Genomic DNA, 12,612 nt, shown 5'->3' with positions numbered 1-12,612 from the left:
CCTGTTTCTAAAATTGGTTTCAATTCGGGCGCGGCGCGCCTCATTGTGCGGGGACGGGTCCGGTGGACTGGCCGAGAACCAGAACCGCCTCCATCAGTTCGTGGCGCGGGCTGCGGTCGCCGCTCTCGATCTGCTCGATCAGCAGCGCCGCGCAGCGTCGTCCTGCCTCGCGCACCGACGAGCGCGTCGCGGTGAAGATCGGCTCTTCCGCCGTGCCGTTTCTCAGGTAGCCCAACTCGTCGTCATGGGTCACGATTGAGACATCGCGTCCCATCACCAGCCCGGCCTCTTCGATGCCGCGTCGCGCCCCCATCGCGGAGAGCAGCGAGGCGGTCAGGAAGGCGGTCGGCGGGTCGGTCCATTGCAACATCTCGCGCGCCGCATCATGGCCCTGTGCCTCGGTCATCTCGCCCTCGACGATCAGGTCGGGATCGACCGGAAGGCCGCGCGCCCGGAGCGCCGCCTCGTAGCCGCGTCGACGCCTGCAGGCGAAATCCATCTCTTTGATGCCGTTGATCAGCGCGATCCGCCGATGACCCAGATCGAGCAGGAAATTCGTGGCCCGCTCGAAGGCACGTTTGTTGTTCACGTCGACCCAGCTGAAGGTGGAATCCGATCCGCTGACCCGCCCGTGCAGAACGTAAGGCAGTCCCAGCGCGTCGAGCATCTCGATCCGGTGATCCCCGACTTTCGGGGCGTGGATCAGCACGCCGTCGACATTGCCTTTCGAGCGCAGTTCGGCATAGGCGCGGGCCTCGGAATCGTCGGGCACGATCGTCATGACCATGTCGTAGCCCCGCTGCGCATAGACTTCACCCGCGCCAGCGATGAAATCGGCGAAGACCGGGTTCACGATCTCGTGCCGATCCGAGATCGGGATGATGTGACCGATCGCCATCGTCCGTCCCGTCGCAAGCCGTTTCGCCTGCGTATTGGGGTGGTAGTTCGCGGCCTCGGCAGCTTCGCGCACGCGGCGGCGCGTGGCTTCCGAAACTTCCGGATAGCCATTGAGCGCGCGGCTCACCGTGGTGGGGGACAGCCCCAGTTCCTGTGCCAAGGTCTTGAGATTCATATCGGGTTCTAAAAGCCAAACCGCTTTGGATTGGAGGCGAGACTAGGCTTAGCCTCGCACGCCGTCAATGCTGCGCGCGCGGCGTTCCTCCCGCTGCGCCGCGGCGTGCAGCTGCGCGCAACCAACGACGATATAGAGTATATTTGAACACGACGAGAGCGCGTTTTGTTGACATCGCTGCGAGGCTCTGAAACGGTCGCAGACGTCCAAAGCGCTTTGGGTAGGGCGAGTCGCCAAGCCGAAAAGCGCGACACACCGGGAGGATTTCATGACCAAACATCTGATGCTTGGGATCGCGGCGCTGGCGCTGTCGGCCGGGCTCGCTAACGCGCAGGATCTCAAATTCGCGCCGGGCAGCGACGGCGACAAGTTCGACTGGCAAAGCTATGACCAATTCAAGAGCGACACCGATCTGAGCGGCGAGACGCTGACGATCACTGGCCCGTGGACCGGCAATGACAAGGCGCTCTTCGAGAGCGTTCTGGCTTATTTCGAAGCCGCGACCGGGGCCAAGGTGAACTACTCGGGGTCGGAGAGCTTCGAGCAGGATATCGTGATCGCCGCCAAGGCCGGCACGCCCCCGAATATCGCGGTGTTCCCGCAGCCGGGCCTCGCATCGGACATGGCCCGCCAGGGATACCTGACGCCGATGCCCGACGGGACGGGCGACTGGATCAAGAACAATTACGCCGCCGGAAAATCCTGGGAGGATCTGTCCACCTACAAGAACAAGGATGGCGAGGCGCAGACCTTCACCTTCCCGTTCAAGGCGGACCTGAAATCGCTCGTCTGGTACGTGCCGGAGAACTTCAAGGAAGCGGGCTACAAGGTGCCTGAGACCATGGAGGATCTGAAGGCGCTGACCGAGCAGATCAAGGCCGATGGCGGCACGCCGTGGTGTATCGGTCTGGGTTCGGGGGCTGCGACCGGCTGGCCCGCGACCGACTGGGTCGAGGATATCATGCTGCGCACGCAGTCGCCCGAGACCTATGACGATTGGGTCACCAACAAGCTGAAGTTCAACGATCCCAAGGTCGTCGAGGCGATCAAGGATTACGGTTGGTTCGCCAAGACCCCCGGCTTCGCCGAAGGCGGCGAGCAGGCGGTGGCCACCACCGACTTCCGCGACAGCCCGAAGGGTCTCTTCGACTTCCCGCCGAAATGCTACATGCACAAGCAGGCGAGCTTCATCCCGACCTTCTTCCCCGAAGGGACCAAAGTCGGTCAGGACGTGAACTTCTTCTACTTTCCGGCCTATGCAGACAAGGATCTGGGTAAACCGGTTCTCGGCGCGGGCACGATGTTCGGCATCACCAAGGACTCCAAGGCTGCCGAGGCCTTCATCAAGTTCCTCGAGACGCCGATCGCCTCGGAAATCTGGATGGCACAATCGGGCTTCCTGACGCCGAACAAGAACGTCAATCCGGCGGCCTTCGCCAATGACGTGCAGCGTCACATGAACTCGATCCTGCTGGACGCCACGACCTTCCGCTTCGACGGGTCGGACCAGATGCCGGGCGAGATCGGTACCGATGCGTTCTGGAAGGCGATGGTCGCCTACACGACCGGTGACGAGACCGCGCAAGAGGCCGCCGACGCGGTCCAGAAGCGCTGGGACAGCATCCAGAAGTAACCAACGCCTGCGCCCCCGGAGCGTTTTTCCGGGGGCGTTTGCATCTTTACACGCCGGTTCGGGGAGGGACCTGATGTCACCGATCTTGCAGGGGCTGATAACGATCGCGCTCGGGGTGGGCGGTTGTGTGGCCTATTTCTACGCCGCCAACATCGTCCTCGACCGAGTCATCTTCCCGCCGAAAGGCGCCGATCCGGGGCGCAACATCAACCGCGCGAACATGGTCCGCCCCTGGCTGTTCCTGTTCCCGGCGATCTTCGCGCTCGGTCTGTATCTCGCCTATCCGGTGGTGGGCTCGTTCTGGCGCTCGCTGTTCAACCGCGATGGCGGGACCTTCATCGGCCTTGGCAATTACGAGCGGCTCGCGATGGATGCGAGCTTCCGTCAGGCCGTGTTCAACAACTTCCTCTGGGTGCTTGTCGTGCCTGCGCTCGCGACCTTCCTCGGTCTGCTGGCCGCGCAGCTCACCGACCGCATCAAGTGGGGTAACATCGCGAAATCGCTGATCTTCATGCCGATGGCGATCTCTTTCGTGGGTGCTTCGCTGATCTGGAAATTCGTCTATGCGGTGAACCCCGATATCGGGATGATCAACGCGATCCGCGTGGCCTTCCACATGCAGCCGCTCGACCCGTTGCAGGTGCCGTTCTGGAACAACTTCTTCCTGATGGTGATCCTGATCTGGATCCAGACGGGCTTCGCGATGGTGATCCTGTCGGCCGCGCTGCGCGGGATCCCCGAGGAGACGATCGAAGCCGCGGTGCTCGACGGGGCGAACCCGTTCCAGCTGTTCTTCAAGATCAAGGTGCCTCAGATCATGCCGACGATCGTCGTGGTCTGGACCACGATCACGATCCTCGTGCTCAAGGTCTTCGACATCGTCTACGCAACGACGGGCGGGAATTTCGGCACCCAGATCCTGCCCAGCTACATGATGCAATACATGTTCCGCGACGACGGGCGCGCGACGGCTGTGGCCTTCGTCATCATGATCATCGTGCTGCCGGTGATGATCTGGAACATCATTCAAGCCCGTAGGGAGACGCGCTGATGGCCGCTATCGCAGGACAGAAATCGCGCCTGACATGGGCGGTGCAACTCTCGGTCGTCTTCATGGTGGTGCTTTGGCTCGTGCCGACGGTGGGGCTCCTGGTCAGCTCCTTCCGCACGACGGACCAAATCAGTCAGTCGGGCTGGTGGGACGCGGCATTCTCGGTCGAGAAAGCCTTCCGCGACCGCATCCCGGCCGACGGTGAGAAACAGGTCGACGGGCTCTACGTGCTCGAGGGCGATCTGCTCAATAACGGGCAGAACGCGAATGACCTGAAACCGGGCACGACGATTACCGCCTTCGGTACCTCGGGCATCAAGCCGGGCGCCTACAAGGCGGGGGAGACGGTCGATACCGGCGATGGCGGCACGCTGAGCGTCGCCAAGGACGGCACCTACAAGGCCACGTCGAAGACGAGCTTCGAGGGCTCGGGCCCGCGGGTCTATTTCGTGGCCGAGATGCCGCCCGCCTTCACGCTGGCCAATTATCGCAACGTGCTGTTCTCCGACGGCATGGGGCAGGCCTTCATGAACACGCTGACGGTGACGATCCCGGCGACGATCATCCCGATCCTCGTCGCGGCTTTCGCGGCCTATGCGCTGGCCTGGATGGAGTTCCCGGGCCGTGGCCTGTTGATCGCGGCTGTCGTGGGCCTTCTGGTCGTGCCGCTGCAGCTCGCGTTGGTGCCGCTTCTGCGGCTCCATCAGGAGATCGGCATCGGGCAGAGCTTCCTCGGGATATGGCTGGCCCATACCGGCTTCGGCTTGCCGCTCGCGATCTACCTGCTCAGGAACTACATGGTGGGTCTGCCGCGTGACATCATCGAGAGCGCGAAGGTCGACGGGGCGACAGATTTCCAGATCTTCATGAAAATCGTGCTGCCTTTGTCATTCCCGGCGCTCGCTTCTTTTGCAATCTTCCAGTTCCTCTGGGTCTGGAACGACCTACTTGTCGCGAAAGTCTTCCTTCCGGCCAATGACGCGTCGAAGGTGATGACCGTGAAGATCGCCGACGACCTTCTGGGGTCGCGCGGCGGCGATTGGGGTATTCTGGCGTCCGCCGCCTTCATCTCGATCGCCGTGCCGCTCCTGGTGTTCTTCGCAATGCAGAAATATCTCGTCCGCGGTCTGCTGGCGGGTTCGGTTAAAGGTGGTTGATGAAAACCCTTACAAAGAAAGAAGACTGGTGGCGCGGAGCAGTGATCTACCAGATCTATCCGCGCAGCTTTCAAGACAGCAATGGCGACGGCATCGGCGATCTTCTCGGGATCGTCAGACGCCTGCCGCATGTCGCGAGCCTCGGGGCGGACGCGGTCTGGATTTCGCCTTTCTTCACCTCTCCGATGAAGGATTTCGGCTATGACGTCAGCGATTACACCGATGTCGATCCGATGTTCGGCAGCCTTGCCGATTTCGACCAGGTGATCGCGACGGCCCATGCGCTGGGTCTGAAGGTGATGATCGATCTGGTGCTGAGCCATACCTCGGACCAGCACCCGTGGTTTCAGGAAAGCCGGTCGAGCCGGGATAACCCCAAGGCCGACTGGTATGTCTGGGCCGATCCCAAGCCCGATGGCACGCCGCCCAATAACTGGCTGTCGATTTTCGGCGGGCCGGGCTGGCATTGGGACAGCCGGCGCGAGCAGTATTACATGCACAACTTCCTCGTGGAGCAGCCCGATCTGAACTTCCACAATCCGGAAGTGACGCAGGAATTGCTCAACGTGGCGCAGTTCTGGCTGGAGCGCGGCGTCGATGGCTTCCGCCTCGACACGATCAATTTCTACATGCATGACGACGAGCTGCGCGATAACCCGCCGCTGCCGCCGGAAGAGCGTAACGATCAGACCGCGCCCAAAGTGAACCCCTATAATCACCAGCGCCACATCTACGACAAGAACAACCCCGAGAACCTGCGCTTCCTGCGCAAGCTCCGGACGCTGATGAACAATTACAACGCCGCAGCCGTCGGCGAAGTGGGCGACAGCCAGCGCGGGCTGGAGATCCTTGGCGAATACACCTCCGGCGCCGACAAGATGCAGATGTCCTACGCGTTCGAGCTTCTGTCGGGGCACGAGCCGCTCAAGGCGGAGTTCATCAAATCCGTGTTCGACAAGGTCGATGCGGTCGCCAAGGACGGCTGGGTCTGCTGGGCCTACTCGAACCACGACGTTGAGCGCCATATTTCTCGCTGGAACCTGACGCCCGCCTCGGCACGGCTCTATACGACGCTGATGATGTGCCTGCGCGGCTCGCTCTGTCTCTATCAGGGCGAGGAGCTCGGGCTGCACGAGGCGGAACTGTCCTTCGAAGATCTGCAAGACCCCTACGGCAAGGAGTTCTGGCCCGAGTTCAAAGGCCGCGACGGCTGCCGGACCCCGATGGTCTGGGAGCGCGACGCCGCCTATGCGGGCTTCTCGCAGGCGCGCCCGTGGCTTCCGGTGCCGACCACGCACCAGAATATCGCGACCGATGTGGCCGAGCACGACCCGGCCTCGCTCCTGCACCATTACCGCCGCGCGATCGCGTTCCGTCGCAATCACGACGTGCTTCGGACCGGCGCGATGGAGGATATGTATTGCTCCGGCGACCTGCTGGTCTTCACGCGCAGGAACGAGGAGGAGACGATCCTGTGCTATTTCAACCTGTCCGATCATCCGGTGAACGCCACCGTTCCGCCGGGCAACTGGGTGACGGTCGGGGGCGAGCTGGGCTCGATCCGCCCGATGCCCGATCACACTTTGCATCTCGGCCCGTGGCAGCCGAGCATTCTGCGCCTCGACGAACACGGGGCTTGAGGGGGAGACAATGGCCGAACTCAAACTGGAAAGCGTCGCGAAAAGCTATGGCGAGGTGTCGGTCCTCAAGGACATCAACCTCGACATCAAGGCCGGAGAGCTGATCGTCTTCGTGGGCCCCTCGGGCTGCGGGAAATCGACACTTCTGCGGATGATCGCGGGGCTGGAGAAGATCACGGGCGGGACGCTCGAGATCGACGGGGTACGGATGAACGACGTGCCGCCCTCGAACCGCGGCATCGCGATGGTCTTCCAGTCCTACGCGCTCTATCCGCACATGACGGTGCGCGACAACATGGCCTTCGCCCTGAAGATCGCGAAACAGTCGAAGGAAGAGATCAACGCCGCCGTCGAGAAGGCCGCGAAGATGCTGCAACTGACCGATTATCTCGACCGTTTGCCGAAGGCGCTCTCGGGTGGTCAGCGGCAGCGCGTAGCCATCGGGCGCGCCATCGTGCGCGACCCGAAGGTGTATCTCTTCGACGAGCCGCTCTCGAACCTCGATGCGGCGCTGCGCGTCGCGACCCGGATCGAGATCGCCCAGCTGAAAGAGGCGATGCCCGATCGCACGATGATCTACGTCACCCACGATCAGGTCGAGGCGATGACGCTCGCGACGCGGATCGTGGTTCTGGCCAACAAGGGGATCGCGCAGGTCGGCACGCCGCTGGAGCTATACGAGAAGCCGCAAAACGAGTTCGTCGCACAATTCATCGGCTCGCCTGCGATGAACCTGCTGTCGGGCGAGATCACCGAGACGGGTGAGATGACCACCGTGAAACTCGATGGTGGCGGCATCGCGCGATCCACCATCGCGACCCGTCCGGAAGACCTGTCGCGCCGGGTCAATATCGGCGTGCGCCCCGAGGATTTCGAGCCCGTCGAGGGCGAGGGAATCTACACCGGAAAGGTCGATATCGTCGAAGCTCTGGGCGAGGTGACGCTGCTTTACTTCGAGGCGGAGGGCAGTCATGAGCCGATCATCGCGAAACTGCCCGGCATCCATCACGACCGTCGCCACAGCGAGATTAAGCTCGGCGCGGATCCGTCCAAGGTACACCTCTTCGCGGACGGTCAGTCGCTTCTCTACCGCTGACGGACGCAAACAGGCCATCGCGTATCCCTCTGCCCGTTAGTTTGAGGTGAGATAAACGGGCGGAGGCAATCATGGCCGATTCGGATTTGGGTGAACGTGTAGGGCGTCGCGCGCGCGGTGGTGGCGGGGCAGCCCGTCGGGCCGAGCGCACGGCCGTGAAGGTGGAGTTCTCGCGCTTCATCACGCGCAATATTCCCGACATGGAAATCCTGAACGCGGAAGCCCTCGAGATCATCGAGCATAATGCGGAAACCGTGCTCGAAGAGATCGGCGTGAACTTCGTCGAGAACCCCGAAGCCCTCGAGCGTTGGCGCGAAGCCGGCGCCTCGATCGAAGGCGAACGCGTGCGCATCCCGCGCGGTCTGGCCCGCAAGCTCTGCGCGACCGCGCCGTCGCAATTCACCCAGCACGCCCGCAACCCCGAGCGCAATGTCGAGATCGGCGGCCGCAACCTCGTGCTGGCCCCGGTCTATGGCCCTCCCTTCGTGCGCGACGCGCAAGGCGGTCGCCGCTACGCGACGATCGCGGATTTCCGGAACTTCGTGAAGCTCGGATACATGTCGAAATGGCTCCACCATTCCGGCGGCACCGTCTGTGAGCCGACCGATGTGGCGGTGAACAAACGTCACCTCGACATGCTCCACGCCCATATGACGCTGTCGGACAAGCCCTATATGGGCTCTGTTACCGAACCTTCGCGCGCCGAGGACAGCGTCGAGATGTCGAAGATCCTCTTCGGCGAGGAGTTCGTCGACAATAACCCGGTGATGACCTCGCTCATCAACATCAACTCGCCGTTGACCTTCGACAACACGATGATGGGCGCGCTGGAAATCTACGCGCGCAACAATCAGGCCTGCATCATCTCGCCCTTCATCGTGGGTGGCGCGATGGCGCCGGTCTCGGTCGCGGGCACGCTGACGCAGGTGCTGGCCGAGGTGCTGGCGGGCGTGGCCTATTCCCAGCTGATCCGTCCCGGCGCGCCGGTGATCTTCGGCGCGTTCGTGACCTCGATCGACATGAACTCGGGCGCACCCACGTTCGGCACGCCGGAAGCCTCGCTGATCACGCTTGGTGCGGGCCAACTCGCACGCCGTCTCAACCTTCCTTACCGCTCGGCTGGCGGCTTCACCGGCTCGAAACTGCCCGATGCGCAGGCCGCGTACGAGAGCGCCAACACGCTCAATAATGGCCTCTATGCGGGCGTGAACTTCATGCTCCATGCCTGCGGCTGGCTCGAAGGCGGGTTGGTGTCGTCCTATGAGAAATTCGTGATGGATGCCGATCAACTGGGCGTCCTCCATCGTCTGGCGCAGGGCGTCGACGCCTCGGAAAACGGGCAGGCGATGGACGCGATCCGCGAGGTTGGCCCGGGCGGTCACTATCTCGGCTGCGCCCATACGCAGGCCAATTTCAAGGACGCTTTCTGGCGCACGCAGCTGCTCGATTACCGTCCCTTCGAGACCTGGGAAGAGCAGGGCGCACCCGACACGATGGCGCTCGCGACGAAGCGGGTCGAGAAGATGCTCAGCGAGTATCAGCAGCCCGCCATGGATCCGAGCATCGCCGAGGCGTTGGCGGCTTATGTCGCACGAAAGAAGGCAGAAGTGCCCGACGCTTTCCTGTAACGGCTCAGTCTTCCTCGATCTGATAATCCCGCGCGATCCCCTGGGTCGCGCGGCCCCATTCCGAAGCCTGCACCCGCGCCTGATGCGCCTCGAACGCGGCCCGGTCGGTGAAGCGTTCCGAGACCGTGAAGACCAGCGGATCGGCTCCTTGCCTGACTTCGAACATCTCGCATCCCGGCTCGGCATGGGTGAGCGCGATGTGCTCGGGCAGATGGGCACGAACGATCCCGGCCTCGGCAGCATCGGCGCAGATCAGGCGTCCGGTCAGTCTCAAAGCCATTACGGCCTTCCCAAAAGATAAGGCCCGCGCCTTTCGGACGCGGGCCTGAAATTCACTCCCACTCGATCGTGCCGGGGGGCTTCGAGGTGATGTCGTAGGTCACCCGGTTGATGCCTTTCACCTCGTTGATGATCCGCGTCGCGGTCTCGCCGAGGAATTCGTGGCTGAACGGGTAGTAATCCGCGGTCATGCCATCAACGCTCGTCACCGCGCGTAGCGCGCAGGCGTAATCATAGGTCCGCCCGTCGCCCATCACGCCGACGGTGCGCACCGGCAGGATCGCGACGAAAGCCTGCCAGATCTCGTCATAAAGCCCGTGCTTGCGGATCTGGTCGATATAGACCGCGTCGGCCTTGCGCAGGATTTCCAGCTTGTCGCGGGTGATCTCGCCGGGGCAGCGGATCGCGAGGCCGGGGCCGGGGAAGGGGTGGCGACCGATGAACGACGCCGGCAGACCCAGCTCGTGACCGAGCGCGCGGACCTCGTCCTTGAACAGCTCGCGCAGCGGCTCGACCAGTTTCAGGCCCATCTTCTCGGGCAGACCGCCGACGTTGTGGTGCGACTTGATCGTGACGGAAGGGCCGCCCGAGAAGCTCACCGATTCAATGACATCGGGATAGAGCGTGCCCTGCGCGAGGAATTCCGCGTTCTCGATCTCGCCCGCGTATTTCTGAAACACGTCGATGAAGAGGCGCCCGATCGTCTTGCGCTTCACTTCAGGGTCGGTGACGCCTTCCAACTCGCCGAGGAACAGCTCGCTCTCGTCGGCATGGATCAGCTTGATATTGTAATGGTCGCGGAACATCGTGACCACTTCTTCGGCCTCGTTATGTCGCAGCAGCCCGTGATCCACGAAGACGCAGGTCAGCTGATCGCCGATCGCCTCGTGGAGCAGGATCGCGGTGACCGAGCTGTCGACGCCGCCCGACAGGCCGCAGATCACATGGCTGTCGCCGACCTGCTCGCGGATCTGCTTGATCGCCTCGTCGCGATAGGCATCCATCGTCCAGTCGCCCGTGAAGCCCGCGTCGCGCACGAAGTTCTCATACAGCGTCTTGCCGTTGGGCGTGTGATGCACCTCCGGGTGGAACTGCACCGCATAGAACCGACGGCTCAGATCGGCGGTGATCGCGTAAGGTGCGCCCGGGGAAGTGCCATAGACCTCGAAGCCCGGCGCGATGCGGCTGACATGGTCGCCATGGCTCATCCAGACCTGCTCGCGGCCCGCGCCATCCATGAACCAGCCGGTGAGAAGATCGATCCGCGTCTCGGTCGGCGTCACATAGGCGCGCCCGAATTCGGCGGAGCCGTGCTTGGCCTCCACCAGACCGCCCAGATCCTGCATCATCACCTGCTGGCCGTAGCAGATGCCGAGGATCGGCACCCCAAGCTCATAGGCCGATTTCGGCGGCCGCGGAGAGCCCTCTCGCGTGACCGAATCCGGCCCGCCCGAGAAGATGATCGCTTTCGGGGCGAACTCTTTCAGGAAGGCGTCGGTGACGTTCTGATAGGGATGGATTTCGCAATAAACATTCAGCTCGCGAAGCCGCCGCGCAATCAGCTGCGTGACTTGAGAACCGAAGTCGATGATGAGGAGGCGCTGATGGTCTGTCATGCCGATGGCATTAGGACGCGTTTTCGCGCTTGGCAAGAGGGCAGCTTGCGCAACGGTTGTTTATCGCGCGTGTTGCTTCTTCGACATCGCCGCTCAGCTCTCCGGATAGCCACCCGGGATCAGTGGCCGGATCTTCAGCCTGGTGATCCGGTTGTCCTTGCGGCCCGCGACCTCGAAGCGGAAGCCGTGGAAGGAGAAGACCTGACCCTCGGTCGGGATGGTCTGCGCCTCGTGGATCACCAGACCGGCGACGGTGTTGGCCTCGTCATCGGGCAGCGTCCAGTCGGTCTCGCGGTTCAGGTCGCGGATCGTCATCGCGCCGTCGACGATGTAATCGCCGTTCTCGGTGGGTTTCAGGCGTTTCTCGGACTTGGGATCGAACTCGTCGGTGATCTCGCCGACGATTTCCTCGAGGATGTCCTCCAGCGTCAGCAGACCGCGCAGATCGCCATATTCGTCCACCACCAGCGCGAAATGGGTGCGACGTTTCAGGAACTCCTGCATCTGTTCGTCGAGCGGCGTGGTCTCGGGGACGAAATAGGGCTTCATCATCACTTTGGAGATGTCGAGATCCGCCACGCTCTCGAGCGTCCCGTCGCCCCCGCGCACGACTTTCTCGACCGCGCGCAGCAGGTCTTTCGAGTGGATCACGCCCACCACGTTCTCGCGCTCGCCGCGATAGAGCGGCAGCCGGGTATGAGGTGAGGACAGCACCGCCGTGAGGATCGCATCGGGGTCTTCCTCGATGTCGATCATCTCGATCTGGCTCCGGTGGAGCATGATCTCTTCGACCGTGCGATTGCCAAGGTCGAGCGCGCCCAGCAAGCGGTCGCGATCTTCCTTGTCCACCGTGCCCTCGGATTGCCCCAGCGCCAGCGCGCCCGCGATTTCCTCGTGGATCGAGAACATATGGGTGTTCTTGTCGGTCCGCATCCCGAATGCATAGAGGATGCCGCGCACGATCATCCGCACGATGGCGACGATCGGGGCGAGGACGAGGGTCACGACGCGGATCGGGCCCGCGACTTTCGAGGCGACTTTCTCCGGCAGTGTGATTGCGTAGGTCTTGGGCAGGACTTCCGAGAAGACCAGCACCAGCACCGTCATCACCAGCGTCGCAAGCGCCACGCCCGATTGCCCGAAGACCCGCGTAAGCAGCGCGGTCGCCAGCGAGGCCGAGAGGATGTTGACCACGTTGTTGCCCAGCAGGATCGCGCCGATCAGACGCTCGCTATCCTCGGTGACCTCCAGCGCGGTCTGCGCGCCACTTTCGCCTTTGTCGGCCTGCGCGCGCAGCTTCGCGCGGCTGGCCGCGGTCAGTGCGGTTTCCGAGCCCGAGAAGAAGGCCGAGAGCGCCAGCAGCAGAATGATCGAACCGGCGGTGAGCCAGAAGGCAAAATCGAGAGTGTTTTCCATGGTGTCAGGTTATGGGGCGCGGGC

The 12,612-nt window shown here is 62.8% G+C and carries 10 protein-coding genes; 6 read left to right on the top strand and 4 right to left on the bottom strand.

The window, feature by feature from the left end; genetic code table 11:
* Nucleotides 1-40: 40 nt before the first annotated feature.
* Nucleotides 41-1,072, bottom strand: coding sequence for a substrate-binding domain-containing protein (locus B6V76_RS02590; RefSeq protein WP_088726575.1), 1,032 nt, complete (start codon nt 1,070-1,072; stop codon nt 41-43).
* A gap of 268 nt (nt 1,073-1,340) precedes the next feature.
* On the opposite strand from B6V76_RS02590, the gene B6V76_RS02585 reads away from it, so the two are divergent.
* The 6 genes from B6V76_RS02585 (at nt 1,341) to B6V76_RS02560 (ending at nt 9,277) form a co-directional block, all read left to right on the top strand.
* Complete coding sequence (locus B6V76_RS02585) at nt 1,341-2,705, top strand: ABC transporter substrate-binding protein (RefSeq protein WP_088718646.1); 1,365 nt, start codon at nt 1,341-1,343, stop codon at nt 2,703-2,705.
* A 73-nt stretch (nt 2,706-2,778) separates the two neighbouring features.
* Nucleotides 2,779-3,756, top strand: coding sequence for a sugar ABC transporter permease (locus B6V76_RS02580; protein ID WP_075776478.1), 978 nt, complete (start codon nt 2,779-2,781; stop codon nt 3,754-3,756).
* Entirely contained in the window at nt 3,756-4,913 is a 1,158-nt protein-coding gene (locus B6V76_RS02575) for a carbohydrate ABC transporter permease (RefSeq protein ID WP_075776477.1), read from the top strand. The genes B6V76_RS02580 and B6V76_RS02575 overlap by 1 nt, the downstream gene beginning before the upstream one ends.
* A complete protein-coding gene (locus B6V76_RS02570) occupies nt 4,913-6,553 on the top strand; it encodes an alpha-glucosidase (protein ID WP_075776476.1) in 1,641 nt (546 codons plus the stop codon). Before B6V76_RS02575 ends, B6V76_RS02570 begins: the two co-directional genes overlap by 1 nt.
* Before the next feature lie 10 nt (nt 6,554-6,563).
* On the top strand, nt 6,564-7,649 hold the full coding sequence (locus B6V76_RS02565; RefSeq protein ID WP_088726574.1) for an ABC transporter ATP-binding protein: 1,086 nt from the start codon (nt 6,564-6,566) through the stop codon (nt 7,647-7,649).
* A gap of 71 nt (nt 7,650-7,720) precedes the next feature.
* Nucleotides 7,721-9,277, top strand: a complete 1,557-nt coding sequence (locus B6V76_RS02560) for a trimethylamine methyltransferase family protein (protein WP_088726573.1) — start codon at nt 7,721-7,723, stop codon at nt 9,275-9,277.
* Nucleotides 9,278-9,281: 4 nt separating this feature from the next.
* On the opposite strand, the gene B6V76_RS02555 is transcribed toward B6V76_RS02560, so the two are convergent.
* From B6V76_RS02555 to B6V76_RS02545, 3 genes are all read right to left on the bottom strand, one after another.
* Nucleotides 9,282-9,557: an antibiotic biosynthesis monooxygenase gene (locus tag B6V76_RS02555; RefSeq protein ID WP_088726572.1), complete on the bottom strand. Its 276-nt coding sequence runs from the start codon at nt 9,555-9,557 to the stop codon at nt 9,282-9,284.
* Between the two features lie 52 nt (nt 9,558-9,609).
* On the bottom strand, nt 9,610-11,172 hold the full coding sequence (guaA, locus tag B6V76_RS02550; protein ID WP_075776472.1) for a glutamine-hydrolyzing GMP synthase: 1,563 nt from the start codon (nt 11,170-11,172) through the stop codon (nt 9,610-9,612).
* Nucleotides 11,173-11,265: 93 nt separating this feature from the next.
* Nucleotides 11,266-12,588 (bottom strand): HlyC/CorC family transporter, encoded by a 1,323-nt coding sequence (locus B6V76_RS02545; RefSeq protein WP_075776471.1) that lies wholly within the window; start codon nt 12,586-12,588, stop codon nt 11,266-11,268.
* Between the last annotated feature and the right edge of the window lie 24 nt (nt 12,589-12,612).

It is taken from the genome of Thioclava sp. IC9, from assembly GCF_002213225.1.
Lineage (GTDB): Bacteria > Pseudomonadota > Alphaproteobacteria > Rhodobacterales > Rhodobacteraceae > Thioclava > Thioclava nitratireducens.
This window is presented reverse-complemented; position numbering and strand designations above follow the sequence as displayed.

Excerpts from the sequence above, each read along its gene's own strand:
- B6V76_RS02565 (WP_088726574.1), top strand. The coding sequence starts at position 6,564 with ATGGCCGAACTCAAACTGGAAAGCGTCGCGAAAAGCTATGGCGAGGTG.
- guaA (WP_075776472.1), bottom strand. The coding sequence starts at position 11,172 with ATGACAGACCATCAGCGCCTCCTCATCATCGACTTCGGTTCTCAAGTC.
- B6V76_RS02555 (WP_088726572.1), bottom strand. The coding sequence starts at position 9,557 with ATGGCTTTGAGACTGACCGGACGCCTGATCTGCGCCGATGCTGCCGAG.
- B6V76_RS02560 (WP_088726573.1), top strand. The coding sequence starts at position 7,721 with ATGGCCGATTCGGATTTGGGTGAACGTGTAGGGCGTCGCGCGCGCGGT.
- B6V76_RS02570 (WP_075776476.1), top strand. The coding sequence starts at position 4,913 with ATGAAAACCCTTACAAAGAAAGAAGACTGGTGGCGCGGAGCAGTGATC.
- B6V76_RS02545 (WP_075776471.1), bottom strand. The coding sequence starts at position 12,588 with ATGGAAAACACTCTCGATTTTGCCTTCTGGCTCACCGCCGGTTCGATC.
- B6V76_RS02590 (WP_088726575.1), bottom strand. The coding sequence starts at position 1,072 with ATGAATCTCAAGACCTTGGCACAGGAACTGGGGCTGTCCCCCACCACG.
- B6V76_RS02580 (WP_075776478.1), top strand. The coding sequence starts at position 2,779 with ATGTCACCGATCTTGCAGGGGCTGATAACGATCGCGCTCGGGGTGGGC.
- B6V76_RS02575 (WP_075776477.1), top strand. The coding sequence starts at position 3,756 with ATGGCCGCTATCGCAGGACAGAAATCGCGCCTGACATGGGCGGTGCAA.
- B6V76_RS02585 (WP_088718646.1), top strand. The coding sequence starts at position 1,341 with ATGACCAAACATCTGATGCTTGGGATCGCGGCGCTGGCGCTGTCGGCC.